The organism is Streptomyces venezuelae, assembly GCF_008642315.1.
Lineage (GTDB): Bacteria > Actinomycetota > Actinomycetes > Streptomycetales > Streptomycetaceae > Streptomyces > Streptomyces venezuelae_D.
This window is the reverse complement of record NZ_CP029192.1, coordinates 8,549,449-8,575,713: the sequence shown is the minus strand read 5'-3', so window position 1 is coordinate 8,575,713 and position 26,265 is coordinate 8,549,449. Positions and strand designations below refer to the sequence as shown.

Below are 26,265 nucleotides of genomic sequence, written 5' to 3'. Positions count from 1 at the left end.
TCGGCCACCGTGCGCGGCAAGGGCAAAGCAAGGCGCGCAGCCAAGGGACGAGGCGTGGCCGCGGTGGCACGCGCCGGTTTCGTCGGACGTGGTGTCCTGTATCTCCTGGTCGGCGCACTGGCCCTGCGCATCGCGTTCTCCGACGGCGGCGACGGCCGCCAGGCGGACCGGGGTGGCGCCCTGGCCGAGATCGCGGAGCGCCCGTTCGGGCACGTCATGCTGTGGCTGCTCGGCGGCGCCCTGGCGGGCATGGCGCTGTGGCGGCTCTCCGAGGTCTTCTTCGGACAGGCGGGGCCGGACGGAAACACCGCGGGCAAGCGGGCCATGGCCGCCGCGCGTTGCCTCTTCTACAGCTTCGTGACGTACTCCGTCATCGCCTACGCCGCGGGCGACCAGGGCAGTGGCAGCGGATCGAGCGACAAGCAGACCCAGGACGCGACGGCGAAGGTGCTCGACTGGCCCGCCGGTCAGTGGCTCGTCGCCGCCGCGGGCGCCGGCGTGCTCGTGGCGGGGGTCTGGATCGCGGGCCGCGCGCTGCTCCGCAAGTTCCGCGACAAGCTGCGCGTCTCCGAGATGCCGCGCCGGATGCGGCAGGCGACCGACGTCCTCGGCGTCACCGGCGGGACGGCACGCGGCATCGTGTTCGGCGTCGCGGGCGGCTTCGCCATCACCGCGGCGCTGCGCCACAAGCCGGGCCAGGCCAAGGGCATGGACAACACACTGCGCTCCTTCGCCGACACCGGCGCGGGGCCCTGGCTGCTCGCGCTGATCGCCGTCGGTCTCGTCGCCTTCGGACTCTTCTCGTTCGCGAGCGCACGCTGGCGCAAGTTCTGACACCCGGCCGGTCGGACCGGCCGACGCCCGGCAGGGCGGCATTCCCCGCCACGAGCGGCACAGAATGCCGCCCTGCCCCCGAGTGACACCGAAGGCATCCGAGTACCCGGCCTGTACGATGAGCGGGTGACCTCCCAGCCCCGCATGAGCCTGGCCGAGCGCAAACGACGCCTCGTCTCGGACGAACTGACCGAGTCCGCGCTGCAGTTGCTCGCGCTGAAGGGGTACGACGCGGTCACCATCGACGAGATCGTGGCCACCGCCGGGGTGTCCCGGCGCACCTTCTTCCGGTACTTCGCGTCCAAGGAGGACGTGGTCGTCCAGTTCCTGGCCGACATGGGCACCGGCATGCGCGCGGAGTTGGCCGACCGCCCCGCCGGCGAATCACCCGCGGAGGCGCTGCGGAACGCCGTCAAGGTCCCCCTCGCCGCCTGTTCCGCACGCTCCGACCAGGCCCAGCGTGCGCTGATCGTGGTGCAGTTGATCCTGCGGACACCCGCCCTGCTGGCCCGCTTCCTGGAGCGGCAGGCGCAGTGGCGTGACGACCTGACGGAGGAGATGGGCCGCCGCACGGGGCTCGACCACGAGGCCGAGCTGTACCCGCGCATGGCCGCGGGGATGGCCCTCACCGCGTTCGACGCCGTGCTGCGTCGGTGGAGCGACAGCGACGGCGCCGAGGACCCGGCCGAACTCCTCGACCGGGCCTTCGACGTGATCGGCCCGGCCCTCGACACCGTGGCGGCGTAACCTCTACCGGTCACCGGCCCCACCGGTTACCGGCACTGCCGAACACCGGCCCCGCCGGTTACCGGCACCGCCCGGTCAGACCCGAACCAGGCTCAGAGCCCGAACTCCTGCGGCGACACGTTCAGCGCCGCGCACGCCTCGCGGAGGACCTGCTCCTCCGCCGGTGCGATGTACCCGTCCGCGCCGGCGACGACGAAGCCGGTCTGCACGACCGCCTTGGCCTCCATCGGCTTCTTTGCCGCTTTGGCGATCTCCTGCATCGCCTCGGTCTTGCCCTGCTGGAAGTTGAGCGACAGCTGGTCCACGTGCTTGTTGAACCGCTGCCGCAGCTGGTCAGGCGGGAAGTTCTGCAGGACGTCGTTCTGCACGATCAGCGACTCCACGTGCTGGCGCTCGGCCGGGTCGACCGAGCCGTCGGCCGCCGCGACCAGGGCGCACATGGCCATGCTCGCGTCGCGGTAGGCACCGCTCTTGAGCTCGGTCTTCAAGGAGGCCAGCTGGGTCTTGAGCACGCCCACGAGCTGCGCCTTCGATCCCCCGCCGGAGCCAGAACCCGGTCGTCCGTGGCCGCCGGAGCCGCGCGACCCCTGCGACTGCTGCAGACCCTTGGCCTGGTCCTTGATCCGGTCCCACATCGCCATCCGTGCCACCTCGACTGCTTCGCTCGTCCACGCGCTTGTGCGCGTCACTCCGCCAACGCCTTCCCCGCCGTCGAAGTTCCGCGCATGCCCGACTCGTTCGAGGGCTCCTTCAAGGACTCCTTGGAGGGCTCCTCCAGGGACTCGGTCGATGGCTCCGTGGAGGGCTCGGGAACTCCGCTCCGCAGCACCCTGTTGACGCGTGCCGTGTCGAGGACGCCCTCCCACCGTGCGACGACGAGCGTGGCGACGCTGTTGCCCGCGAGGTTCGTCAGGGCCCGGCACTCGGACATGAACTTGTCGATGCCGAAGATCAGCATGATGCCCGCGGCGGGCACGGTGCCGACGGTGGAGAGCGTGGCGGCCAGGGCGATGAACCCGGCGCCCGTGACGCCCCCGGACCCCTTGGACGTCAGGATCATGACGGCGAGCAGACCGAGTTGCTGGCCGAGGGTGAGCGGGGTGTCGGTGGCCTGTGCGATGTAGACGGCGGCCAGGGAGAGGTAGATGGAGCTGCCGTCGAGGTTGAAGGAGTACCCGGTCGGCACGGTCAGGCCGACGATGTCCCTGCGCACGCCGAGCCCTTGCAGCTTGTGCATCACCCGCGGCAGCACGCTCTCCGACGACGACGTGCCGAGGACGATGAGGAACTCCTCCCGCAGGTGGTGCAGGAGCCGGAAGATGTTGATCCGCAGCAGGGCGAGCACGCCGCCCAGGACGACCACGACGAAGAACAGCGACGTGCCGTAGAACAGGCCGATGAGCCGGCCGAGGCTGGTGAGCGTGGAGATGCCGTACTTGCCGATGGTGTAGGCCATGGCGCCGAACGCTCCGACGGGAGCGGCGAGCATCACGTAGTGCAGGATCTTGAACACGACCGCGCTCAGCCGGTTGACGCCGTCGACCAGGGGTGCGCCCGCGGGTCCCACGGCCTTCAGCGCCACACCGAACAGGACGGCGAAGAAGATGACTTGGAGGATGTTCCCCTCGGCGAACGCCCCGACCGCGCTGGACGGCACGATGTCGGTGAGGAAGTGCCACCAGCTCTGGTCCTCGCCGTCCTTGACGTACTGCGCGGCGTCGCCGGAGAGCCGCAGGTCGCCGGGGTGGGCGTGGACCCCGGCGCCGGGCTGGAAGAGATTGACCGCGATGAGTCCGACGGCGAGGGCTGCGAGGGTTCCGGCCTGGAAGTAGAGCAGGGATTTCAGCCCCACCCTGCCGACCCGGCGCAGACTGTCGACACCGCCGATGCCCGCGACGATCGTCAGGAAGACGATCGGGGTGATCAGCATCTTGATCGCGGAGACGAACGTGGTGCCGACGGGTTCCAGGGCGACGCCCACGGAGGGCATGAGCCAGCCGGTCAGGATGCCGGCGACGATCGCGGTCAGGACCCAGAAGTACAGCTGCCGGTACCAGGGGGTCGAGGGTTCGGACGGTGGTGCGGTCGGTGGGGTGCCGGAGGTGGTGGACGCGGTTGCTGCCATGGCGTTACTCCTCGCCGGGGAACGTGTCAGAGCAGTTCGAGGAGCTTCTCGGTGAACGCGGTGGTCGTGCTGTCGCCGCCGAGGTCCGGGGTGCGCACATCGGTCTTGGCGAGCACCGCGGCGATCGCGGCCGTGATGTCGTCGGCCGCCGCGCGGTGTCCGAGGTGGTCGAGCATCATCGCCGCCGACCAGATCGCGCCGAGGGGGTTGGCGGTGCCGCGGCCCGCGATGTCGGGGGCGGAGCCGTGGACCGGCTCGAACATCGAGGGGAACTCGCGCTCCGGATTGAGGTTGGCGGCCGGGGCGATGCCGATGGAACCGGCCACGGCGGCGGCCAGGTCGCTGAGGATGTCACCGAAGAGGTTGGAGGCGACCACGACGTCGAAGCGGGCCGGGTCGAGGACGAACTTCGCGGCCAGCGCGTCGATGTGCTCCTGGTCCCACTCCACCGCCGGGTGCGCCGCGCCGCGTTCGGCGACCAGCTCGTCCCAGAACGGCAGGGTGTGCACGATGCCGTTCGACTTGGTGGCCGAGGTGAGCCTGCCGTCGCGCCGCGCGGCCAGGTCGAAGGCGTATTCGAGGACGCGGGTGACTCCCGCGCGCGTGAACACGGCTTCCTGGACGGCCATCTCCTCCGGGAAGCCGCGGTTCAGCCGTCCGCCGATCTCGCTGTACTCGCCCTCGACGTTCTCGCGTACGACGACGAAGTCGACCTCGCCGGGCGCGGCGGCCCGCAGCGGGCTCTCGACTCCCTCGAAGACCCGGATCGGCCGCACGTTGACGTACTGGCGAAAGCCCCGCCTGATCGGGATCAGCAGCCCCCACAGCGAGACGTGGTCGGGCACGCCCGGGTAGCCGACCGCGCCGAGCAGGATGGCGTCCTTGTCGCGCAGCTGGTCGAGTCCGTCTTCGGGCATCATGGCGCCCTCGCGGGCGTAGCGCTCGCACGACCAGTCGTACGTCGTATAGGCGCAGGTGAAGCCGTGGCGGGCGCCGACCGCGTCGACGACCCGCTGTGCGGGAGGCAGCACTTCGGTGCCGATGCCGTCGCCTGGGATGAGTGCGATGTGGTGGTGGGTCATGCCCTGATTGCAGCAACGGGGGTGTTCGGGCGTCCAAGACGCTCTGCCGATCTGCCTTATAGGGCACGCCTATATGCACGCGCTACCTGGACTCGGCCAGCGCGCAGGTGAGGAACGTCCGCGCCGCCGGCGACTGCTCGGCCCTGCGGCTCACCAGCGCGATCCGCAGCGTCGTGCGCGGCTCGATGTCCAGGACCAGCGCACCGGCCCGTTCGGCGGTCGTGCGCCAGGACTCGGTGACGACGGCGAGGCCGACTCCGGCGAGCACCAGCGGCAGGATCGCCACGCGGTGCTCGGTCTCGGCGGCGATGGCGAAGTCGATGCCGCGCTCGCGCAGCCCGTCGACGTACGCGCGCATGCCGGTGCCCCGCTGTCCGACGATCAACCGCCGTCCAGCGAGCTCCTCGCGGGCCACCGGGCGGCCCGCGGGGAAGGGACCGTCGGGCGGGGTGACCAGGACGAACCGCTGCTCGCCCACGTCGTGCGAGAGCACTTCCCTCTCGGCGAGGGGGCCGGAGGTGGCGAGCAGGCCCAGTTCGGCGGCGCCGGTGCGCACCATGTCGATGACGTCGCGCGAGGTGAACGCCGCCCGGATGTTCACGGACACGCCGGGGTGGCGGCCGGTGAAGCCGCGGACCATCGTGGTGAGCGGTTCCACCGCCTGGGAGGGCATGGCGGCGATGTCGAGCCGCCCCTCGCGCAGCTCGTGCACCGCGGCGACGCTGGCACGGGCCGTCTCCAGGCTGCGTACGGCCGCCCTGGCGGGTTCGATCAGCGCCGTGCCCGCCTCGGTGAGCACGGCACGGCGGCCGATGCGGTGGAACAGGCTGCTGCCCAGGTCCCGTTCGAGCGCCCGCACCGCCTGGGACAGCGACGGCTGGGAGAGGTAGAGGGCCGACGCCGCCCGGTTGAAACCGCCGTGGTCGACGATCGCGAGGAAGTACTCCAGCTGACGAACATCCATGCGCCCATCCTCGCGCCGGTGTCACCGCCGCCCGGCCACGAGGTCCTCCGACGGTGGGGGCCGGCCGGGAGTCAGTCCCGGTCGACGTGCTCCCGGACGATCTTGCGGTTGGTCGCGTCGATGTCGTAGGTCGTCTTGTTCCAGTCGTCGGTCGTCACGACGTCGACGGACCACAGCACCATGTCGCCCTTGTCGGAGTCGTCGAGCTCCACCGAGGTGACGGTGCCCTTCTTCTTGTCCGTGGCGGTCTGCGCGGCCTGCTGCGGGGTGACGGTCGCCTTCTTCAGCCAGTCCGCGAGCTCGCGCTTGTCGTCCTGGTCCTGGTCGTTGTCGGCGCGTGCCTGCCCGGCCTTGCCGGTGACCGCGTCGACGTCGACGTCGTGGGAGGCGCCGTCCGCGGTCGCCACCTCCGCCTTCCAGACCGGCTTGTCCGGCGTGCCCTTGAGCTCGATGGAGACCGGCTTCGACTTGTCGACCGTCGCCACCGCCGCGTCCAGCGCCTTGTCGTAGCCGACCTTGGCCTTGGGCACGAGTTCCTTGCGCTCCCGCTGGTCGTCCGTGAGGTTGCCCCCGTCGGACGACGAGGGCGACGCCGCACGTCCGGCCGTGGAGGAGTCGGACTTCGCGGTGTCGCCGTCGTCGTTGCCGCAGCCGGTGAGCAGCGCTCCGGCCGCGGCCGCGACACAGATCAGGCCCGTGCCACGGGTGAGCGCGGGGCGTCCACGCCTGACAGCTGATGCATTTCGTTTTGTGACCATATGGGTACGTTAAGCGAGATACCCGTTCGGCACCTGCGGAGGCGGGACGCGCAGGACGGTACGCCTCAGACGACCGCGCCGGTCCCCCGCTCCCTCCTCCTGCGCGCCTCCAGGGGGCTGTACCCGTCGGGTACGTCGCGAGGGCCGCCCGTGCCGCCCGACCGGCCCGGGCGCGAGGGCGGCGCCGCCGGATTGCCGCGTTCGAGCGCGACGGCGATCGGGACGGCCGTGAAGACGGTCGATGCCATGCCGACCAGGACCCCGGCGATCAGCGCGAGCGAGAAGTCCGCGAGCGAGTCGCCGCCGAGCACCGCCAGGGCGGTGAGGATGAACAGCGCGCCCATGCCCGTGTTCACGGTGCGCGGGAGCGTCTGCACGACGGCCTGGTTGGCGGTGGCTTCCAGGTCGCCGCGCGGATCGCGGCGGCGCACCTCGCGCACGCGGTCGAAGACGACCACCGTGTCGTTGACCGAGTAGCCGATCACGGTGAGCAGGGCGGCGAGGAAGACGCTGTCGACGGGCTTGCCGAGCCAGGCGAACAGGCCCACCACCAGCAGCACGTCGTGGACCATCGCCGAGACGGCCGCCACCGCGAGGGTCCAGCGGAACCGGACGCTCAGATAGATCAGCTGGGCGGCGACGGCGATGCCGAGGGCGATGAGCGCCTTCTGGCGGAGCTCATCGCCGAGGCTCGGCCCGATCATCTCGTCGCGCTCCACGGTGACCGTGCCACCGGGCCCTTCCAGAGCCTCCTTGACGCGCTGCTGTTCGGCGTCGGTCAGCCGTTCCGTGCGTACGGAGATGTCGCCGTCCCCCGACTCCTGCACCACCGCGCGCGGGAAGCCCGCGTCGGACACGGCTTCGCGGGCGGTGTCGGCGTCGACGGACCTGCTGGTGCTGTACTCGACGAGGCGGCCGCCGGTGAACTCGACGCCGAACTCCAGACCGCGCAGCACGATGCCCGCGACCGCCACGACCACCAGGAGGGCGCTGGCGCCGAGCCAGCGGCGCCGGTGGCGCACCAGGTTCGGCCTGCGGCGGGCGAGCCAGGCGCGGACGCGGCCCGTGGAGGCGATGCCCGTCAGACCGGGCCGCTTGCGCACGAAGTCGCGGCCCACGGCGAAGTCGGCGAGGACGCGGGTGATGACCAGTGCCGTCACCATCGACGCGAGGACACCGATGGACAGCGTGACGCCGAAGCCCTTGACGGGTCCGGTGGCGAAGAAGAACAGCAGGCCGGCGGCGAGCAGCGTCGTCACGTTCGAGTCGACGACCGCGCTCCACGCCTTCGCGAAGCCCGTGCGCACGGGCTTGGCCAGGTCGGCGGAGCGGACGCCGAGGTACTCCTCCCGTGCGCGTTCGAAGACGAGCACGTTGGCGTCGACGGCCATGCCGATGGCGAGCACGAACCCGGCGAGGCCGGGCAGGGTCAGCGTCGCGCCGAGTGCGACGAGCGCGGCGTACGAGATGAGGCCGTACAGCGCGAGGGCGAGGGCGGCGAGCGCGCCCATGAGCCGGTAGACGGCGGTGATGAACAGAGCGGTCAGGGCGATGCCGATGACGGCGGCCGTGGCGCTGGCCTCGATGGCGTCGGCGCCGAGCGTCGCGCCCACGGTGCGCTGCTCGACGACGTCGACGGGCACCGGCAGTGCGCCGCCCTTGACGAGTGCGGCGAGGTCGCGGGCCTCGGACTGGCTGAAGTCGCCGGTGATCTGGGTGGTGCCGCCGGTGATACCGGTCTCGCACGGCACGCCCTGGTTGACGCCGGGCGCCGAGATGATCTTGTCGTCGAGGGTGATGGCGACGCGGCGCTCGGGGGCGTTCTGCGGTGCGCAGGCCGCGTCACCCGTGATCTTCGCCCAGGTGTCGCCCGCCTCCTTGCGGAAGTCGAGGGTGACGAGCCAGCCGGCGAGGGACTGCTGGTCGAGCGTGGCCTGGGCGTCCTTGACGCCCTGACCGGTGAGCGCGGTGGGGCCGAGCGTCAGGTAGCTGCCCTTCCGGTCGGGGTCGGGCAGGGTCCGCGATCCGTCGGCGGCGGGCTTCGCCGTGCCCTTGTCGGCGGACTCCCCCGTGACGGGGTGGACGGTCAGCTGGGCGGTGCGGCCGATGACCTCGGCCGCCTTGCGCGGGTCCTGGACTCCGGGGAGTTCGACGATGATGCGTTTCTCGCCGGACCGTGCGATGCCGGGCTCCGAGACGCCGAGAGCGTCGACGCGCTGCCTGAGGACTTCCAGGGCGCGGTCGGTGGACTCGGCGTCCGCCTCGGTGGTCGGTGAGTCCTTGGTCTCCAGGACGATCTGTGTGCCGCCGCGCAGGTCGAGGCCGAGGCGGGCGGACTGGGTGAGGGCGATGTAGAGGGACAGGGCGACGGCCGCGAGCGCGACGATCGCCCGCCACAAGGGCGCGCGGGACATGGGTTCTCCACGATGAGGGCCACGATGAGGGCAGGGCGGAAGGACACCTGACCGGGGCCTCGCGGAAGCGGGTCGCGTGCGGGCCGGGTCAGGCGTCGGGAAGGGTCTGCGTGCTCATCGCCGGGGCGGTCCGCGCGGGGCGGCCGCCGTGCCGGCCCGGCGCGGAACGGCGGGTGCGGCCTCGGGGCGGGCGTCGGGCCCGCCCAGGGCGCGGTGCGGCGCCGTGTCGACCGCCGTGCGCGGCGGTCCTACCGGCTGCGGTCCGGGGAGGTGGGCGTCGAGTCGGTGCGTGACGGTGACGTGGAGCGCCGGGACGTCGTGGGGGGCGGACTGCTGCTCCGCGTGCGCCACGACGGTGTGCCGGGCGAGCGGTCCTTCGGCCGGTGCCCCGAACGCCGCCGCGGAGGGGACGAACAGGGCCAGCACGGTGACGACGAGGGACACCGCGGATGCGGCAAGACGCGCGGGACGGCTCGGCTGCGACACGCGTGCCCCCGTCCCCTCGGCTCTTTTCCGGGTGCGCACGGCGTGGCCCCCGCACTGCTCAACGTACGGACCGACGGGATTCGTTCCACGTCAAGGGCGGGTCTCGTTCCGCGTCGAGGTCGGGGTTCCGCGTCTCACCTGCCGTACTCCACCAGGTTGGTGGGCACCACGATCTGGCGCGGCCGCGCGGGCGCGGCCCGGTCGTGCAGCCGGTCGGCTAAGAGCCGGCCCGCCGCACGCCCGAGTTCGTCGCTGTCGTACGCGACGAGTGTGAGGGGCAGACCGAGCGCGTCGGCGAGTTCGAAGTCGTCGAACCCGGCGAGGGCGACGTCGGCCCCGCCGACACCCCGTGCGCCCGCGTCCCGCAGCGCGCGGAACGCGCCTATCGTGTTGCGGTTGTTGGAGCAGAACAGCGCGGTCGGGGGCGCGGGCAGCGCGAGGAGTTCCGCGGCGGCGCGCGTGGCCTGCCGGGGCTCGGTCTGGCCCTGGCGTACGAGGCGTGCGTCGACGGCGATTCCCGCCTCGGCGAGGGCCGCCGCGTACCCGCGGAGCCGTTCGGTGCCGGTGTGGACGGCGGGCGGCGAGCCGAGGAAGCCGATGCGGCGGTGGCCGCGCTCCAGGAGGCGGGCCGTCGCGGCGCGGGCGCCGCCGAAGTCGTCGACCAGGACGCAGTCCGCCGCGAAGCCCTCGGGCGGGCGGCTGGCGAGGACGACGGGCACCCCGTCGGCCACGGCGGACGCGAGGTGCCGCTGGTCGGCGCCCGCGGGCACGGCGATGATCCCGTCGACGCGGCGGGCCACGAGGTCGGCGACGAGTTCCCGTTCGGCGTCCAGGTCCTGGCCGGTGTTGCCGATGACGGTCTTCAGGCGGTGCTCGCCGACCACGGAGTCGACGCCGAGGGCGAGGCGTGAGTAGAAGGGGTTGGCGAGGTTGGTGACGACGAGGCCGACGAGGCCGGTACCGCGGCCGAGCCGGAGACTGCGGGCGACCTCGTTGGGGCGGTAGCCGAGGACGGCGGCCGCGGCGCGCACGCGTTCGCGGGTGGCGGGCAGGACCTGCGGGTCGTCGCGCAGCACGCGGGACGCCGTCATCGCACTGACCCCGGCCCGCTCGGCGACGTCCCGCAAGGTGGGCTGCCCGCGCTGCGCGTCGCGCGGAGCGCGGGAGCGAGCGTCGTCCGGTGGCCGACCGCTCCGCGCATCACCCGACGGCCCGCCGCCCCCCGGGACTCGCGCGGGCGGCCCGCCTTGCGGATCACCCGCCGATCCACCGCCCCCCGGGCCGCCCCGCGGCCGGTCACCCTGCACATCACGCGGCGGTCGGCCGCCGTCGGGGTCTCGTGGTGCGGGCATGGTGCGGGTCCTTCCGGTTCGTCCGTTGTGCTGTCCCGGCGCGGCGGGGACGGGGCTGTCTCAGCCCCTGCCGGGCGCCCGGCGGGTGTGGGGGCCGGTGGTGCCCGTCCCTCAGCGCACCGCCGCCGCGTGCGCCGCCGCTCCGACGAGTGCCGCGTCCTCGCCGAGTCCGGCGGGGCGCAGTGTGACGGGAGTATCCCCCAGGCCTGCGCGGAGCGCGGGGCGCAGCAGGTCCCAGGAGGCGGCCACCGCGCCGCCGACGACGAGGACGGTCGCCTGGAAGTCGCGCAGATGCGGGGCGAGTACGGCGCCGAGGGTCGTGAAGGCCTCGTCGAGCACGCGCCGCGCCCGCCGCTCCCCCGCGCGTGCCCGGTCCGCGACGTCACGCACGTCCAGCTTCGGATCGGGGGGCAGGTCCGCGCCCTCGTACCGCGCCAGGATCGCGCGTCGGGACACGGTGTCCTCCAGCGGTCTGCCGCCCGCCTCCACGAGGTCGATGCGGCCCTGCGGCGGTACGCCCGGCCCCTCGTGCCGCACGTGTCCGGCCACCAGGAAGGCGGAGCCCACTCCCGTGCCGAGGGTGATGCCCGCGCAGCGGTCGTGGCCGCGCGCCGCGCCCGACCGCCACTCGCCGAGGAGGAAGGCGTGCGCGTCGTTGAGGAACACCGCGTGCGCGGGGCGCGGCCACACCGCGTCGAGGAGGACCGCGCGCACGTCGACGCCGTACAGGTCGTCGAACTTGCCGACGCCCGTGAAGCGGGCGATGCCCTTGTCGTGGTCGAAGGGTCCGGGGACCGCGACGCCCCACACCTCCCCTGCGGGCGCGTCCAGTTCCCCGGCGCAGCGGACGAGCGCGCCGAGGATGTGGTGGGCCGAGTCCCGGGCGCGGACCGGCTCGCGCACCCTGCGCAGCACGGTCGCCGTGCCGGGGTCCGCGAGGGCCGCGGTGACGTGGGTGCCGCCGAGTTCGAGGACGGGTCTCATGTGTCCCCTCGCGGGCCGGTCGGGCCGGGCCGTGCCGCGCGGACCAGGGCCTTGACGACCTTGACCGGTGCTGCGCCGACCGCGGCCAGCCGGTAGGCGCCGACGGCCGCGGGCACCGTCAGCGTCTCCGAGCGGAAGAGCATGTGCCGCTCCCCCGCCGCGGTGTGCAGCGCGACGCCTTCGCCCTCCACCACGTTGAGGACGTGGAAGCGTCCCGCGGTGTCGTCGTCGGCCTCGGCGCCCACGTCGAGCGCGTGGCGCCGCACCTCGTAGAACATCTCGTCCAGCGTGCCCAGGAGCTCCTCGCGCCAGCCCGGAGCCTCGCGCAGCGTGCGCGGTTCCTGGACGAGCTCCCGTGCGACGGCGTCGCCGCGGCGTCCGGACTCCAGGTTGGCGAGACCGTGCTCGTAGGGGAGTTGGCGGGGGCGGCCGTCGGCGTCGGGGCGCAGCCAGTCGTAGAAGCGCAGGGAGTAGAGGTACGGGGTGGCGCTGATCTCCAGGACGACGTGTCCGGCGCCCGAGGCGTGCGGGGTGCCCGCCGGGATCATGAAGAGGCGGCCCTGTTCGGCGGGGAACGTCAGGATGTGGTCCTCGGGGTCCATCGGCACCCCGTCGTGCGCGGCCTCCTCGACCTCCTTGCGGAAGAGGTCCAGGTCGACGTCCTCGCGCAGGCCCAGGAAGACGCGGGTGTCGGGGCTGCCGAGGGCCATGTAGTACGTCTCGTGCTGGGTGTAGGACCAGCCGAACCGCTCTTCCATGTACCGCGCCTTGGGGTGGCAGTGCACGGAGAGATTGCCGCCGCCCAGGGTGTCGAGATAGTCGAAACGGATCGGGAAGGAGGTCCCGAAACGGGCGGCCACTTCGGGCCCCAGCATCGCTTCGGGGTGCAGGACGCACAGCAACTGGAAGGGCACTTCGGCCTGTTGCCCGGGGTGGGTGCCGATGAGGACGCCCGCTTCGGGGGCGATGAGTTCGTAGCCGAGCGCGGTGTTGCGTGTGGTGGGGTCGAAGCCGAGGCGTTCCTGGGCCCAATGTCCTCCCCAGGGCGTCGAGTTGAAGTAGGGGCGGGTCCGCACGGGTCGGCGGGCGAGGCCGGTGAGGGTGGCGCGCAGCCCGTCGCCGTCGATGTACGTGGGGCGCTCGGGGTCCTGGACGTCGAGCCACGCGTCCAGGCGGGGCGCGAGGGCGTCCCGGTGGCGGTCGAGCACGGGCCAGTCGATGAAGAAGAGCCTCCGCAGGCTCCCCCTGTCGTCCGGGAGCCCGAGGTTGCGGCCGGAACCGGCGCTCACGGCCGCTTCGGCGTGCCGCTTGGGCAGGTCGGCGTACCAGAGCACGTCGTGCGGCAGGAGCGAGGCGCCGGGGCCGTGCACGAGGAGCACCTCTCGGCCCTTCGGCGGCCGGGGCCTCGGAAGGTCGTCGAAGAGGTCGCGCAGGGAGTTCCCGGCGAGCCTGGCGTAGTAGGGGTCCTCGGTGTCCGCGGCGGATTCGGTGCGGCGGCGCACCTCGGCGGGCGGGGCGTGGTGGGCGCGCAGGTCGAGGGTGCGCACGGCGGCGCCGCGTGCGGTCAGCTCCTCGGTGAGCCGTGCGGCGAGGTCGTCCCAGGCCGCGGTCGGCGGGCCGTCCACGGCGACGGTGGCGGGGCCCGTGGGCAGGCGCGCGGCGACGGCCTGCCAGCCGGTGGCGAGGACGGCCCCGGGCGCGGGGGCGTAGCGCGGGTCGAGCCGGTACACACGTTCTCCTTCGTGCGGGCATGCGGGCAACGCCGGGAGGCGGGTTTGCGGAACTCAGGGGCGTACGAGCCGCGGAGGGCCGGGAGGGTCTGCGGGCGAACCCGCGTCCGCGCGCTCGAAGAGCACGGCCGTCGTGCCGAGCGCCGGCACATCGAGGGTCGTCGCGTCGTCGGTGCGGGGCAGTCGGTCGGACGCGGTGCCGAGGAAGTCCGCCCGGTACGCGGCGACAACCGCGAAGCGGGTGCGGATACGGCAGGTCAGGGGCTGTTCCGCGAACGACTGGAGGCGCAGCAGGACGTGGCCGGGGCGCGGCGTGGTGGCGCCGACCAGCCGGACGCGCGGGTCGTCGATCTCGACGAAGGAGTGGGCACCGGGCAGGTCCGGCGCGCCGTCCGAGCTCCCCCGGGCTCGAACGGCGCGCATCGGGCGGCTCCAGGCGGCGGCCGTCTGTGGCCCGAGGCCACCGGCACCGGAACCGCTGGCCAGGCTGTAGCGGTAGGTGAATTCGAAGCCCTGCTCAGCGGGGAAGTTGGTGTCCCACAGATTGTTGTGGATCCAGGAGAAGACGGTCGCGGGCTCGTCGTGGCCCATCGTCTTCGGGAACGGCGCGTAGGGCAGGGCGATGTTGCCGAACTGGACGAGCGGCGCGTCCTGCGTCGACCAGGCCACCGTCAGCTCGTCGTCGCCCAGCGTCACCCAGCGGCGCACCGCCCGCATGTGCAGCGCGGAGCCGGGCACGACCGGCAGCCCGCTGCCCGTGACGCCGCCTGACGCCTCCATGCGGACGACCGGGTCGTCGAAGGCGAAGGGGAACGCGAAGTAGGCGCTTTCCTTGCCGGTTCTGGCGTCTTTGTCGAGGCGGTTCTCGATGTCGAGGCGCGGCACGCCGTGCCGCAGGGTCAGTGTGGTGCGCAGCCGGTTCGCGCCCGCCGGGCGGGTCTCGTAGGTGATCGACTCGGCGGTGGGCGTGGAGCGGCGTGCGATGAGCGCGGCGGGCGGGGGGACGGCTCGGGCCCCGAGGTGTTCGAGGCGGTCGGACGCCGTGGTGCGGCTGGAGTTGTGGTTGAAGGCTCCCGCGGTGGTGTAGCTGTCGTGGAGGTAGCCGTTGAAGCCGGTGATGGCGTCCTGGCGGACGAGTTCGCGGCCGGTCCGCCTGTCGGTGATGGAGGCGACGCAGGCGTGCGCGAGGTCGACGCGGACCGCGAAGTACTCGTTCTCCAGGAGGGTCGGTTCAGGGTGCGCGAGGGCTTCGGCCGCGGTGTCCGCCGGGTTCTCCCGTTCGGTGCCGCCGGTCGGGTTCCAGCCGGTGGCGGCCTTCACCGTCGTGGTCCGCGCCTCCTCGTGCGGCTCGGCCGGCTCGGCGAGGACGTCGAGGCGCACCGATCCGGCTGGGGGCACGTCGTCGACGCGGACGAGCAGGAACCGTCCCGCGTCGCGGTGGTCGTCGTTGGTCTGCGGCTGCTCCTCGTACGGGAGGCGGCGTCCGTCGCGGGCGTCGCGGACGGTGACCCGCCGGTCCTGCGGCACGGTGCTCTCGGGCAGGAAGACGCGGACGACGTCGGTGCGCGTCCAGGAGCAGGTGTTGAGGATGTGGTACGTCGCCGCCGCGTCCGGTGCCGCGGCGAGCCGCTGTCCGAGGCGGGCGCTCGCGCGGGCGAGGAGCGCCTCGCCGTCGTCGTGGGCGCGCATCGCCTGCCCGTACTTCCAGTGCCACTGGTGCTCTCCGGAGTGGCCGCCCTCGTCGCCGTGGGTCCACGGGTCGCCGGCGCCCCAGGTGTGCTCGTCGAAGAGCGACACCGCTTCGTAGACCCCGGCGGCGTCCCTGCTGTCGTCCTCGGCCCCCGTGGCGCCGAGGAGGGCGGCGAACGTGCCGATGGTCTGGGCGTCGGCGACCGTGGACTGGGCGGTCCTGGCCAGGGACAGCGGACGCGCCCCCGACCCGACCCCGTCGACCCACCAGTCGGTCCAGTCGCCTTCGAAGGTGCGGATCTCGCCGCCGAGCCTGGCCTCGGCGTCGGTGAAGAAGTCCTCGTTGCGGGAGAGCCGCAGCCGCGGGTAGGCCCAGGTGTCGTTCCAGCGGCGGACGGTGTCGGCGATGACGCGGCGGGGCGGCGCGTTGTCGCCGAACTTGCCCTGGACGCGCAGGTGGAGGATGTCCCACGGGTAGGGCTCGCGTTTGACCTCGGTGTGGTCCATGGCCCAGCCGAAGATGCCGCCGCGGTAGGGGTAGGGGTTGGTGGCGAGGGAGGTCAGGTAGGCGGGGAGCAGCTCGTCGACGTCGGCGTGGTCCGTGTCGAAGCCGAGGAGCGGGCCTTCCATGTAGGCGAGGCCGTGCGGGGTGTCGGTGACCCACACCAGGACGCTGTTGCCGCTCGGTGCGCGCCACCGGAAGAGGCGGGGCAGCTTCTCCCCACCGACCAGGTGCGGTACGGAGCGGCCGGCCCAGTTGTGCGCCACCGACAGGTACTTGACGCCCGCGGCGGCGAGGGCGTCCACGAGTCCGACGACCGCGCCGGGCACGTCGGTCTGCATGGCGGAGGTGAAGTCGACGCCGTGTTCGTCGCGAACGGTGCGGGCGAGCCGCAGGAGTTCGTGCAGCTCGTCCGTGGAGCAGGTCTCGGTGTGCAGGTTGAACGGCAGCGCCGTCAGCTCGATGCGTCCCTCGCGGACCCTGCGGACGAACTCCTCGACCTGCTCGGCCGGCCGCGCGTCGGCCCACTGCCGGAACGACCACAACGACTCGACGCACCACCGGAACTGCGACGCGGCGGGCCAGTCGTCGGTGGCGCGGGTGAGTTCCAGGCAGGAGTCGAGGAAGGACAGGTGCTCGGCGAGGACGCGGCCCTGCGGATCGGTGTAGCCGATGTCGAGGTGGGAGTGGTGGACGAGGTGGAGGGTCCAGCGGCGCTGCGGGGTCAGGCGTACGCCGACGCCGTCCCGCGTGTCGGGGAGGCCCACGGTGACGCGGGTCGGCGCGTCGACGGCGGGCAGCAGCAGCCGTACGGAGCGGCCGGGCCCGGCGACGCGCTCGCACCGCAGGGCCGCGCCGCATTCGGTGCGTACGCTCAACTCGCCCGGCGGCGCCGCCCCGTTGACGGTCTCGACTCTCAGGGACTGGAGCAGCGTGCCGTCGTCGGCGTGGCGCATGAGGGGTTCCTCGGTGAGCCGCAGGGCGGTGCCGTCCGCGAGCGTCCCCTCGGCGCTCACGACGTCGGCGCGCAGGCTCTCGCGGATCCGGTCGTTGTCCCAGTCGGTGGTGCGGACCAGAGCCCGTGTCGTCATGCGGATCTCTCCCGGGGAAGGGGGCGTGTCGGGTCAGCGGGCGGATGCGGTGATGCCGCGCAGGAACAGGCCGCGGAACACCAGGAACAGGAGCAGGGTCGGCACGGACACGATGAGTGCGCCGGCCAGGATGACGGGCGGTCCCGTGGACGAGTAGGCGTTGTTGAGGGTCGTCAGGGCGGCCATGACGGGCTGTACGTCGGGGCTGCGGCTGAGGGTGATGCCGAGGAGGAGGTCGTTCCAGACGGCGGTGAACTGGAAGATGAAGGCCGCGCCGAGCCCGGCCTTCATCAGCGGCACGTGGATGCGCCAGAAGATCCGCCCGAACGACGCCCCGTCGATCAGCGCGGCCTCGGTCAGCTCGGGCGACAGGGTCGTCATCTGGTTGCGGATGAGGAAGAAGGCGAAGGGCACGGCCCACGCCGCGTACACGAGCATCAGGCCGAGCCTGGTGTCGTACAGGTCGGCGTCCGCGTACAGGCCGAAGAGCGGCGCGAGGAACATCTGCAGCGGGAACAGCGTGCCGGAGTAGATCAGCCAGAACCAGAACGCGGGCCTCGGGATGGGCAGGACGACGACGGCGAACGCCGCCATGGCCGCCACGAGGACGGCGACCAGGCCGCACACGACGGCGTACAGCAGCGAGGCCCGGAAGCTGTCGCCGATGCCCGCCACGTCCCAGGCGGTCCGCACGTTCTGCCACAGGTCGAAGCCCTGCACGGTCCACTCGGGCTTGCCCGCGTACTCGGCCGCCGGGGTCAGGGCGTTGACGACCAGCAGGTACAGCGGGATCAGCCAGAGCACCACGCATCCGGCGACGAAGAGGTTGCGTACCGCGCGTCCCATGGGGCTCCCCTCCTCAGCTCTTGCCCGTGCCGGTGTCGGGCATCTGGCGGCGCAGGTACATCCAGGACGAGGCGACGACGATCACGGAGAGGACGAGCGCGATCGCCGAGCCGTAGCCCACGTGGAACAGCCGGAACGTCTCGCGGTACATGCTCAGCGCGAGGGTCTCCGAGGAGCGGGACGGGCCGCCCTTGGTGAGGATCCAGATCATGTCGAACGCCTTGAGGCTGTTCACGATGGCCATGCCGACCACCACGACGGTCACGGCGCGCAGTCCGGGCAGGGTGATGTGCCGGAACATGCGCCAGCCGCTCGCGCCGTCCAGTTCGGCGGCCTCGACGGTCTCGCGCGGGATGGCGCGCAGGCCGATCGCGAAGAGGACGACGTTCAGGCCGGTGGCCTGCCAGGTACTGGCGACGATCATGGCGAGAGTGTTCTGCGGCCACTCCAGGAGCCAGGTCTGCGTCCAGCCGTCCAGGCCGACTCCGCGCAGCATCTGGTTGACCGCTCCGTCGGACGTCAGCATGAAGTTCCACAGCACGGCGGTGGCCGCTCCCGAGATCGCGAACGGCAGCACGATGATCAGCTGCGCGACGCCGCCGAACCGCATGCGGTGGGTGGCGACGGCGATGAGGAGTCCGGCGAGGACGGGCAGCAGCAGTGTCCCGGCCACCCACATCAGGGTGTTGAGGACCGACCGGCCGAAGATCGGGTCGTCGGCGAGCCGGGCGTAGTTGTCGAGACCGGTGAAGCTGCTCGTGAAGCCGTTGTCCTCAAAGAAGCTTCCGTAGACACTGCGGAAGAACGGATAGACGAGCAGGACACCGACGAGGGCGAAGGCGGGCAGCGCCCAGGGCAGGGCGGCGAGGGGGCCGCCGAGCCTGCCGCCGCCCGCCTTCGCGGCCTGGTGCGGGGTGCGGGCGGGCACCCTGCGGCGTATGCGAACGGGCTTCGTCGCGCCGTGTGCCGGGGTCGCGGTTCCTGTCATGTCTCCTCCGCCTCCCGCCATACCCGCCAGGCGTCGTCGGCACGGTCCTGCATGGTGCGCAGCGTCTTGCGGTACGAGGACGGGTTCAGGAGGAATCCGGCGAGGTCGTCGACGGTCGCCTCGACGAGTTCGGGCGGGCCCTGTTCCCAGAAGCGGTTGAGGAGCCACAGCTCGTCGCCGCGCACCTTCTCGGCGAGGCCTTTGATGACGGGGTTGGCGGGTGCGACCTTCGGGTTGGGGCAGCCGTCCTGGAGCGCCCCGGAGAAGGCCCGCATGACCGCGGGGTGCAGCCAGGACCCGGTGGCCCCGACGGCCTCGTCGTGGTCGGCGCCCTTGACGGTGGCGACGAGCGCGCTGGACTCGAAGACGACGCTGGGGCGGGCCCCCGGGTCCGCCATCGGCAGTACGAACGCCCCGACGTTGTTGCCCGGTTTGCCGCCCGCAGCCGCGAGCGTCGAGCCGAGCCAGGTGCCACAGGCGACCATGCCCACCGTGCCGCGCACCAGGGCGGCGGCCGCGTCGGTGTGGCTCAGGTCCATGGGAGTGAACCAGTCCTTGTCGAAGAAGGAGGCGATGGTGCGCAGCGCGCGTTCGGCCCGCGGATCGGTGTACCGCGCACGGCCGTTCATCAAGTCCCGGTAGAACAGCGGGTCCTGGCGGCTGAGGATCTCCTGGAACCAGATGAAGGAGGGCCACCGGTCGGCCGCGGTGCCGTGCAGCGGTGTGATGCCCGCCTTCTTCAGGCGCCCGCACGCGCCGAGGAACTCGTCCCAGGTCTCCGGGGCCCCGATGCCGTGCTCGTGGAAGACCCGCGGGTTGTAGAAGATCACCCAGTAGGCGAGGTTCATCGGGAGGCCGTACACCCGCCGCCGGTAGGTGAACGCCTCCCGCAGCGAGGGATCCACCCAGCCCCTGGCGAGAGCCTTGTCCCACTGACCCGTCAGATCCTCGATGCCGCCGGTGCGGGCCAGGTCCTGGAGCCGGTAGCCGGACCAGTACTTGAGCAGGTCCGGCGTCTTGTTGGTGCGCAGCGAGGACCGCACGATCTGCTCGAACGATTCGAGGGACGGGTTGACCTCGGGCACCAGGCGCAGCGCCGCGACGGATTTCATGGCCGCCCCCGCGGCGGTCATGGGCTTCTCCCAGGCGGTGCTGTCGCCGAGTACGGCCACCTCGCCCGAGGGCAGTCCCTCAGCGGTGGCGCAGGCGGTCGCGAGGGCTCCGGCCGCGGCGGCCACGAGCAGGGTGCGGCGGTCCATCGACGGGTGACGACTACCTGACATGGATGACTCCCTCAGGTGTGCCTGCCGCCCGTTGTTAGCGTTAACACGGGCGACTTGGAGCTTCACCGGGGGCGCGTCGGATGTCAATGGTGTGGGAGCGGCTCAGAACATGAACTCGCCCTGGGATACGTCGGGTTCAGGTGAGCTCAAGCCTGCGGGGACAGCCGCTCGATCTCCCGGACGACGTACTGGGCATGCGGCTTCACCTGCGGGAGGAGGTCGTCCCAGCGCTCCTCGTCGAGGCCGAGGTAGACGGCGCGGGCACGGGCCAGAACAGGCCGGTGCTCGGCCGGAACACGGGCGAGGACCCAGTCGGCCGCCGCGTCCTTGGAGATGATGTCCCCCGTCGCCAGGGTCGTCCAGATGCGGGCGAGGGTCAGCAGGACGTTGCGGGTGTCGGTGTCCAGCTCGGCGAGCAGGTCGGGGACGCCGGCGACCATCGCGCGGGTGACGTCTTCGCGCGGGACCGGGTCGAGGACGTGGTCCGGGGACGGTCCCAGCAGAGCCGTCCTCCCCCGGAGCACCATCGTGAGCAGGAGCGCGAGGTCCGGGTCGGGTCCGGGTTCCGGCGTCCGGCCGCGCAGGTACGCCTCGCGCAGCCACTCCCCGTACTGGAATTCGCTGCGGGGCGGGTACGTCCAGGGGCGGATGTCGCCCTGGACGGCGACGGTCAGCTCGACGGGGCGCGGGGTCTCGCCCGGGGCGCCGCTGAGAGCGAGCAGTCCGTCGGTCAGGGCCTGGCGCTGCCCCGCGGTGGTGCGGCGCCGGACGACGACGAACAGGTCGAGGTCGCTGTGTGGGCGCAGGCCGCCGAGGACGGCCGAGCCGTGCGGGTAGACGCCCACGAGGTCGGCGTCGCCCAGCACGTCGCGCACCAGGAGGATCACGTCGTCGGTCTGCGTCACTCGTCACTCCGTCCGTCCCGCGTTGCCCGCCCGCCCGCATCGTAGGCACGCGGCGGGCCCGGCCGTCACGCGGCCGGGCCCGCCGGGTCACGGGATACGGGATACGGGATACGGGATACGGATCAGGGGTTACGGGTTACGGGTCAGAACGGCTTGGTGGGCAGGTACTTGCCGTCCAGAGTGATCACAGCGCGCTCACCGCCCTCGGGGTCGGCGACCTTCCGCACGTCCAGCTTGAAGTTGATCGCGCTGATGATGCCGTCGCCGAACTGCTCGTGGACCAGGGCCTTCAGCGTGGTGCCGTACACCTGGAGCATCTCGTAGAAGCGGTAGATCGTCGGGTCGGTCGGGATGCCGCCGGGGATGGAGCCGCGGGTCGGGATCGTCCGCAGCAGCTCCGCCGCCTCGTCGTCCAGACCGAGGAGCTCGGCGACGGCCTTCGCGGCGGGTGCGGGCAGTGCGTGCTGGCCGAGCACGGCGGCGGTGACGAAGGCGACGGAGAGGCCCGTCGCGTCGGCGATCTGCTGCCAGGACAGGTCCTCGCGCACCTTGGCCTCGACAGCACGGACTGCGAGGTCCTGGCGGGCGGCGGGGTCGAACTGGGCGTGGATCATGAGGATGTCCTTTCGGGGGCGGTCCGGGGCTTCCGCGATGCGGAGCTCCGGGATTCGGGGGGGTTCCGGGATTCGGGGTTCCGGGATTCGGGGTTCTGTGCGAAGGGGTGTCACGCCGCCGTAGCCACGGACGCCGTGAGGTTCTCGACGGAACCGGTGGCGATGTCGTAGACCCAGCCGTGCAGGGTCAGCTCGTCGCGGGCCAGGGCGCGGGCGACGGAGGGGTGAGTGGTCAGGCGGGTCAGCTGGGCGCGTACGTTCTCGCGCACCAGGGCCGGCACGCGGTCCGCCGAGGTCACGGAGTCGGGGGTGCGGGCGACGGCGTCGTCCGCGTGGCGCAGCCATTCGGCGACGGCCGGGGCGCCGCTGAGGTCGTGCCCTTCAGCGAGGGCCGTCATCGCGCCGCACGCCGAGTGGCCGCACACCACGATGTCGGTGACACCGAGCACGGCCACCGCGTACTCGACACCGGCGGCGACCCCGTCGGCGGCGAACGGAGCGTGCGCCGGTACGAGGTTGCCCGCGGTGCGGATGACGAACAGTTCGCCCGGCTCGCGCTGGGTGATCAGCTCGGGCACGACGCGGGCGTCCGAGCAGCCGATGAACAGCGTGTCCGGGGCGTGGCGGGCGGCCAGGCCCGCGAACAGCTCCGCCTTGGCCGGGAAGACGTCCTGCTGGAAGCGTCTGAGCCCGGCTGCGAGGTCTTGCGTGGAATCTTGCACGGTCACTCCCGTCTCGTGAGGCTCTTGAGGTTCGTGAGGCTCTTGGGGTTCGTGAGGACAACCCTGCATGACCTGCACCTATAGTGTCCAAGACGCAGTAGCCATGACTTCCATCGATGCCATCTATAGTCGAGGGCATGGCCCCTGAACTCCGTCACCTCCGCTATCTGCTCGCCGTCGCCGAGCACGGCAACTTCACGCGGGCGGCCGAGGAGCTGCACATCTCCCAGCCGACGCTGTCGCAGCAGATCCGTCAGCTGGAGCGCGCGGTGGGCGTGCCGCTCCTGGACCGCAGCGGCCGCGCGGTGCGCCTCACCGACGCCGGCGCCGCCTACCTCCCCCACGCCCGGCGCGCCCTCCAGGACCTGGCGGCGGCCGAACGGGCCGTGCACGACGTGACGAACCTGTCCCGCGGGACCCTGCGCCTGGCCGTCACACCCACCTTCACCGCCTATCTCGTCGGCCCGCTGACCGCCCTGCTCCAAGCCCGCCACCCCGGGATCACCCTGTCCCTGCGGGAACTGCCCCAGGAGCGCATCGAACCCGCCCTGCTCGCGGACGAGCTCGACCTCGGCATCGCCTTCCACGGCGCCCACCTGCCGGGTCTTGCCGCGGCGGACCTGTTCACCGAGAGCCTCAGCCTCGTGGTGGGCGATCCGCACCCGCTCGCCGGGCGCACCGCCCCCCTGCCGCTCGACGAGCTCGGCGCCGCCCGACTCACCCTGCTCACCGGCGACTTCGCGACCCGCGTGCACATCGACGCCCATCTCGCACGGCACGCGGTACGGCCGGACGTCGCCGTGGAGGCCACCTCGATCAACGCCCTCACCGAGATCGTCCGGCACTCCCCGCTGGCCACGGTCCTGCCCGACGCCCTCACCCGGAACCGCCCCGACCTGCACACCGTCCCGCTCGACCCCGCCCTGCCCGCCCGCACCGTCACCCTGCTGCACCGCGAGAACGGCTACCGGACCGCCGCCGCGCGCGCCTTCACCGACCTGGCCCACGAGTGGTCCCACGCGCAACACCCGACCCACGAACATCAGTTGAAGGGTTGACGGAATCCCGACAATCAGTAAGGTCTAGGCCAATGAGTCGACCGAGGCGCCCGGTTGCTCTTCCCCCTCATCCCCCCACCCCCAGAGGGAGCAGAGATGCATGCGAAGCGGAAAGTGGCGGCGGTCCTCGGTGCGGCGTTCGCGCCCGTCCTCGTCCTGACCACGGTCTCCCCGGCCGGCGCCCACGGCTACGTCAACTCGCCCCCGAGCCGGCAGGCGCAGTGCGCGGCCGGAACCGTGGCGTGCGGCGAGATCACCCACGAGCCGCAGAGCGTCGAGGGCCCCAAGGGCCAGACGACGTGCAGCGGAGGCAACGAGCGGTTCGCCGAGCTCGACGACGACAGCAAGGGCTGGCAGACCACCGACGTGGGCTCGTCCCAGGAGTTCAGCTGGAAGCTGACGGCCCGTCACAGCACCAGTACCTGGCAGTACTTCGTCGGCGGCAACAAGATCGCGGAGGTCGACGACGGTGGCGCCAAGCCCGGCGAGACCGTCACGCACAAGGTCGACTTCGGCGGACTCACCGGCAAGCAGAAGGTTCTCGCCGTGTGGAACATCGCGGACACGTCGAACGCGTTCTACGCCTGTATCGACGTGAACATCAAAGGCTGACACTCAGCCGATGTGAGCGGCAGAGAACGCTCACCCCGCCCCGCCAGGACCACGATCGGTCCGGGCGGGGCGGGCTTTTTTTATTTCGCTCGCAAGGTTTGACTGGGCCGCCTCAGGACACCCGGAGTCCAGGAGCGGTTGATCATTGTGACTCCCTCCGATATTAAGCATCCTGCGTTTCAGGTATCGATCAAGGAGTCCTGAATGAACAACGAAATGTGGAGCTACGTTCCGACCGCCGGGCACGGCCCCGACAGCGACCTGACCGGTTACAAGGTCGAGGCGGCGGACGGCCACATCGGCAAGGTCGACAAGCACTCCGACGAGGTCGCCAACCAGTACATCGTCGTCGACACCGGTGTCTGGATCTTCGGCAAGGAGGTTCTCCTCCCCGCCAGCACCGTGACGGCGATCGACAACGAAGAGCGGCGCATCCTGGTATCGCTCACGAAGGAGCAGATCAAGAACGCTCCCGAGTTCGACAAGGAAAAGCACCTCGGCGACCCGGCCTACCGCGATCAGCTCGGCGGCTATTACGGCTCGGGTCACTGATCAGGCGTACACTTTAATCGTTCCGAGGGTTGGAGGATCCATGATCGCACTCGGTCTCATTCTGCTCGTCATCGGTCTGTTGACCGGTATTTCCATCCTTTGGACCATCGGCGTCGCACTTCTTGTCATCGGTGCGGTTCTTTGGGTCCTCGGTGCTGTCGGACACTCGGTGGGCGGCCGAAAGCACTACTGGTAACCGGGCGCGGTAGATACGCAGCAGCGGGAAAAAGGAAACATGGGAAGGGGGCCCGGGCAGTAGCCCGGGCCCCCTTCCCATGTTCTGTGCTGAAACAGTTTTTGCGGCTTACGTTCAGTGGTGACCGTGCGCCGTGTCGGAAGCACCGCCGAAGAGTCGTGCGACCGCACGGAACGGCAGAGTGACCACCGTGGCGATGGCTCCGCCAATGGCTCGGAGAACGTCTGCAATGGCCTTCAGCATGATCGGGCCTCCAAAGAGCGCTGGCTCAATAGCTGTTTTCCGCTGCGCGGTGTCCGCACAGCTCTTGCACCCCCTCGGTTGCCCCGCGAAGCCCGGTAAAAACAGTGCTGCTCCGACGGGCGGCGACAGTAGGGTGCCGCCCATGGCATGCCGAATCACTGAACTGGTCATCGACGCGGCCGACCCCGAACGACTGGCCGCGTTCTGGCGCGACGCCCTCGGCTACATCGAGCTGGGAAGGGAGGACGACGGGAGCATCGAGATCGGTCCCGAGAGCGGCTTCGGCGGCCCGCAGCCGACGCTCGTCATCGGCCCCACGCAGGACCCCCGCAACGGCAAGCTCAGGCTCCACATCGACGTCAACGCCACCGACCGCGACCAGGACGCCGAGCTGGAGCGGCTGCTCGCCCTCGGCGCCACCCGCGCCGACGTCGGCCAGTCCGGCTCCGAGAGCTGGCACGTCCTCGCGGACCCCGAGGGCAACGAGTTCTGCCTCCTGCACAGGAGGGTGCGGCCCGTGTGACGCCGCTACTCCCTCTGCGGCCGACCGGAGGCGAAGACCGCAAGGCATGGCCAGGATGACCCCATGGCCAACAGCACAGCACGCACCGAAGCCACCACCACCCCGCGGGCCGACGGCCTCGACGCCGTCACCACGCGCTGGACCGCACGCGACACCTCCTCGCCGCACGGCCGCCTGCGCGACGCCCTGATCTCCTGGCGGACCTCGCTCCCCCCGTCCTTCACCGCCCCGCCCCCGGAAGCGTCCGGCGAGCACGTGCGGCTCGTCGTCGCGCCCGCCGCCCCGGGCACGCCGGAGGACGCGCTGCTCCTCCACCTCAACGCGGGCGAGGTGGAGCGGCTCATCGAACGGCTCGTGGACGACAGTGATCCCCGCGGACGGGGTACACGGCTCCCGTAACGCCCACCCGGACCCCGGGAACCGCGACCTCGAGAAAGGCAGACCCCGATGGCACCGACGAAGGACGTCGTCGAGCTGATCCTCCAGGACCACCGCACGATGGAGGACCTCTTCCGCAGGATGCGCAGTGTGGAGGCCGACCGGGCGGCGGCGCTGAGCGAGTTCGCCGACCTGCTCATCGCCCACGCCCTGGCCGAGGAGGCGGAGGTCTATCCGGCGCTCCGCCGGTTCAAGAACATCGACGACGAAGAGGTCGAGCACGGCGAGGAGGAGCACGAGGAGGGCAACAAGGCGCTGCTCGACCTGCTGGAGGTCGAGGACGTCGGCTCGGACGAGTGGGATGAGAAGCTGGAGGACCTCGTCGAGGCCGTGAACCACCACACGGACGAGGAGGAGCGCACCATCCTCAACGGCGCCCGCGAGAACGTCCCCATGGAACGGCGCGAGGAGCTCGGCACCGCCTTCCTCGCGGAGCGCGAGAAGCAGCTGGCGGCGGAGTGCGGCAGCGCCGACAACATCCGCCGCATCCTCAAGGACTGACTCCGCCGCCTCCCGGGCGCCCGGTC

General features: G+C 71.6%; 27 protein-coding genes. 9 read left to right on the top strand and 18 right to left on the bottom strand.

The genetic code is table 11. The features are described from left to right. The first annotated feature begins 54 nt into the window (after positions 1-54). Both DEJ48_RS37870 and DEJ48_RS37865 read left to right on the top strand, forming a co-directional pair. Positions 55-834: a DUF1206 domain-containing protein gene (locus tag DEJ48_RS37870; RefSeq protein ID WP_223832353.1), complete on the top strand. Its 780-nt coding sequence runs from the start codon at positions 55-57 to the stop codon at positions 832-834. A gap of 144 nt (positions 835-978) precedes the next feature. Further along, a complete protein-coding gene (locus DEJ48_RS37865) occupies positions 979-1,581 on the top strand; it encodes a TetR family transcriptional regulator (protein WP_150221635.1) in 603 nt (200 codons plus the stop codon). 92 nt (positions 1,582-1,673) lie between these two features. On the opposite strand, the gene DEJ48_RS37860 is transcribed toward DEJ48_RS37865, so the two are convergent. The 17 genes from DEJ48_RS37860 to DEJ48_RS37780 all read right to left on the bottom strand — a co-directional run bounded on the left by DEJ48_RS37860 (position 1,674) and on the right by DEJ48_RS37780 (position 22,116). Next, a complete protein-coding gene (locus tag DEJ48_RS37860; protein ID WP_150221634.1) occupies positions 1,674-2,222 on the bottom strand; it encodes a tellurite resistance TerB family protein in 549 nt (182 codons plus the stop codon). 44 nt (positions 2,223-2,266) lie between these two features. Next, positions 2,267-3,706, bottom strand: coding sequence for a C4-dicarboxylate transporter DctA (dctA, locus tag DEJ48_RS37855; protein ID WP_150220616.1), 1,440 nt, complete (start codon positions 3,704-3,706; stop codon positions 2,267-2,269). A gap of 26 nt (positions 3,707-3,732) precedes the next feature. Next, on the bottom strand, positions 3,733-4,788 hold the full coding sequence (locus DEJ48_RS37850; protein WP_150220615.1) for a tartrate dehydrogenase: 1,056 nt from the start codon (positions 4,786-4,788) through the stop codon (positions 3,733-3,735). Between the two features lie 82 nt (positions 4,789-4,870). Then, positions 4,871-5,752 carry a LysR family transcriptional regulator gene (locus DEJ48_RS37845; protein WP_150220614.1) on the bottom strand — a complete coding sequence of 294 codons (882 nt, stop codon included), beginning with the start codon at positions 5,750-5,752 and terminating at the stop codon, positions 4,871-4,873. A gap of 71 nt (positions 5,753-5,823) precedes the next feature. Beyond that, positions 5,824-6,510, bottom strand: a complete 687-nt coding sequence (locus DEJ48_RS37840) for a PepSY domain-containing protein (protein WP_190537842.1) — start codon at positions 6,508-6,510, stop codon at positions 5,824-5,826. A 65-nt stretch (positions 6,511-6,575) separates the two neighbouring features. Continuing rightward, complete coding sequence (gene secD / locus DEJ48_RS37835; RefSeq protein WP_150220613.1) at positions 6,576-8,924, bottom strand: protein translocase subunit SecD; 2,349 nt, start codon at positions 8,922-8,924, stop codon at positions 6,576-6,578. A gap of 114 nt (positions 8,925-9,038) precedes the next feature. Further along, entirely contained in the window at positions 9,039-9,410 is a 372-nt protein-coding gene (locus DEJ48_RS37830) for a hypothetical protein (protein ID WP_150220612.1), read from the bottom strand. A 134-nt stretch (positions 9,411-9,544) separates the two neighbouring features. Next, positions 9,545-10,537 carry a LacI family DNA-binding transcriptional regulator gene (locus tag DEJ48_RS37825; RefSeq protein ID WP_150220611.1) on the bottom strand — a complete coding sequence of 331 codons (993 nt, stop codon included), beginning with the start codon at positions 10,535-10,537 and terminating at the stop codon, positions 9,545-9,547. 336 nt (positions 10,538-10,873) lie between these two features. Continuing rightward, entirely contained in the window at positions 10,874-11,746 is an 873-nt protein-coding gene (locus DEJ48_RS37820) for an ROK family protein (RefSeq protein WP_150220610.1), read from the bottom strand. Continuing rightward, positions 11,743-13,476: a class I mannose-6-phosphate isomerase gene (locus DEJ48_RS37815; RefSeq protein ID WP_150220609.1), complete on the bottom strand. Its 1,734-nt coding sequence runs from the start codon at positions 13,474-13,476 to the stop codon at positions 11,743-11,745. The genes DEJ48_RS37820 and DEJ48_RS37815 overlap by 4 nt, the downstream gene beginning before the upstream one ends. A 54-nt stretch (positions 13,477-13,530) precedes the next feature. After that, the gene (locus tag DEJ48_RS37810; protein WP_150220608.1) at positions 13,531-16,758 is read right to left on the bottom strand and encodes a glycoside hydrolase family 38 C-terminal domain-containing protein; all 3,228 of its coding nucleotides are present in this window, start codon (positions 16,756-16,758) and stop codon (positions 13,531-13,533) included. 33 nt (positions 16,759-16,791) lie between these two features. Continuing rightward, positions 16,792-17,604: a carbohydrate ABC transporter permease gene (locus tag DEJ48_RS37805; RefSeq protein ID WP_150220607.1), complete on the bottom strand. Its 813-nt coding sequence runs from the start codon at positions 17,602-17,604 to the stop codon at positions 16,792-16,794. Between the two features lie 13 nt (positions 17,605-17,617). Next, the gene (locus DEJ48_RS37800; RefSeq protein ID WP_150220606.1) at positions 17,618-18,592 is read right to left on the bottom strand and encodes a carbohydrate ABC transporter permease; all 975 of its coding nucleotides are present in this window, start codon (positions 18,590-18,592) and stop codon (positions 17,618-17,620) included. Beyond that, positions 18,589-19,875: an ABC transporter substrate-binding protein gene (locus DEJ48_RS37795; RefSeq protein WP_150220605.1), complete on the bottom strand. Its 1,287-nt coding sequence runs from the start codon at positions 19,873-19,875 to the stop codon at positions 18,589-18,591. The genes DEJ48_RS37800 and DEJ48_RS37795 overlap by 4 nt, the downstream gene beginning before the upstream one ends. A gap of 146 nt (positions 19,876-20,021) precedes the next feature. Then, positions 20,022-20,780: an aminoglycoside adenylyltransferase family protein gene (locus DEJ48_RS37790; RefSeq protein WP_150220604.1), complete on the bottom strand. Its 759-nt coding sequence runs from the start codon at positions 20,778-20,780 to the stop codon at positions 20,022-20,024. Positions 20,781-20,923: 143 nt separating this feature from the next. Further along, positions 20,924-21,394, bottom strand: coding sequence for a cyanase (gene cynS / locus DEJ48_RS37785; RefSeq protein ID WP_150220603.1), 471 nt, complete (start codon positions 21,392-21,394; stop codon positions 20,924-20,926). A gap of 110 nt (positions 21,395-21,504) precedes the next feature. Continuing rightward, complete coding sequence (locus DEJ48_RS37780; protein ID WP_223832352.1) at positions 21,505-22,116, bottom strand: carbonic anhydrase; 612 nt, start codon at positions 22,114-22,116, stop codon at positions 21,505-21,507. 137 nt (positions 22,117-22,253) lie between these two features. Between DEJ48_RS37780 and cynR the strand changes: the two genes are divergently transcribed. The 4 genes from cynR to DEJ48_RS39985 all read left to right on the top strand — a co-directional run bounded on the left by cynR (position 22,254) and on the right by DEJ48_RS39985 (position 24,534). Next, positions 22,254-23,174: a transcriptional regulator CynR gene (cynR, locus tag DEJ48_RS37775; protein WP_150220601.1), complete on the top strand. Its 921-nt coding sequence runs from the start codon at positions 22,254-22,256 to the stop codon at positions 23,172-23,174. A 96-nt stretch (positions 23,175-23,270) separates the two neighbouring features. After that, a complete protein-coding gene (locus DEJ48_RS37770; RefSeq protein ID WP_150220600.1) occupies positions 23,271-23,786 on the top strand; it encodes a lytic polysaccharide monooxygenase auxiliary activity family 9 protein in 516 nt (171 codons plus the stop codon). Positions 23,787-23,990: 204 nt separating this feature from the next. Beyond that, a complete protein-coding gene (locus DEJ48_RS37765) occupies positions 23,991-24,338 on the top strand; it encodes a PRC-barrel domain-containing protein (RefSeq protein WP_042820572.1) in 348 nt (115 codons plus the stop codon). Between the two features lie 40 nt (positions 24,339-24,378). Continuing rightward, on the top strand, positions 24,379-24,534 hold the full coding sequence (locus tag DEJ48_RS39985; protein ID WP_190537839.1) for a DUF6131 family protein: 156 nt from the start codon (positions 24,379-24,381) through the stop codon (positions 24,532-24,534). Positions 24,535-24,648: 114 nt separating this feature from the next. Here the strand turns inward: DEJ48_RS39985 and DEJ48_RS40855 are convergent, their stop codons facing one another. After that, on the bottom strand, positions 24,649-24,777 hold the full coding sequence (locus DEJ48_RS40855; protein WP_263398772.1) for an LPFR motif small protein: 129 nt from the start codon (positions 24,775-24,777) through the stop codon (positions 24,649-24,651). 142 nt (positions 24,778-24,919) lie between these two features. Here DEJ48_RS40855 and DEJ48_RS37760 point away from each other — a divergent pair, with 142 nt between their 5' ends. From DEJ48_RS37760 to DEJ48_RS37750, 3 genes are all read left to right on the top strand, one after another. Further along, a complete protein-coding gene (locus DEJ48_RS37760) occupies positions 24,920-25,300 on the top strand; it encodes a VOC family protein (protein WP_150220599.1) in 381 nt (126 codons plus the stop codon). 63 nt (positions 25,301-25,363) lie between these two features. Further along, positions 25,364-25,699: a hypothetical protein gene (locus DEJ48_RS37755; protein WP_150220598.1), complete on the top strand. Its 336-nt coding sequence runs from the start codon at positions 25,364-25,366 to the stop codon at positions 25,697-25,699. A gap of 48 nt (positions 25,700-25,747) precedes the next feature. Further along, a complete protein-coding gene (locus DEJ48_RS37750) occupies positions 25,748-26,239 on the top strand; it encodes a hemerythrin domain-containing protein (RefSeq protein WP_150220597.1) in 492 nt (163 codons plus the stop codon). The last annotated feature ends 26 nt before the right edge of the window (positions 26,240-26,265 follow it).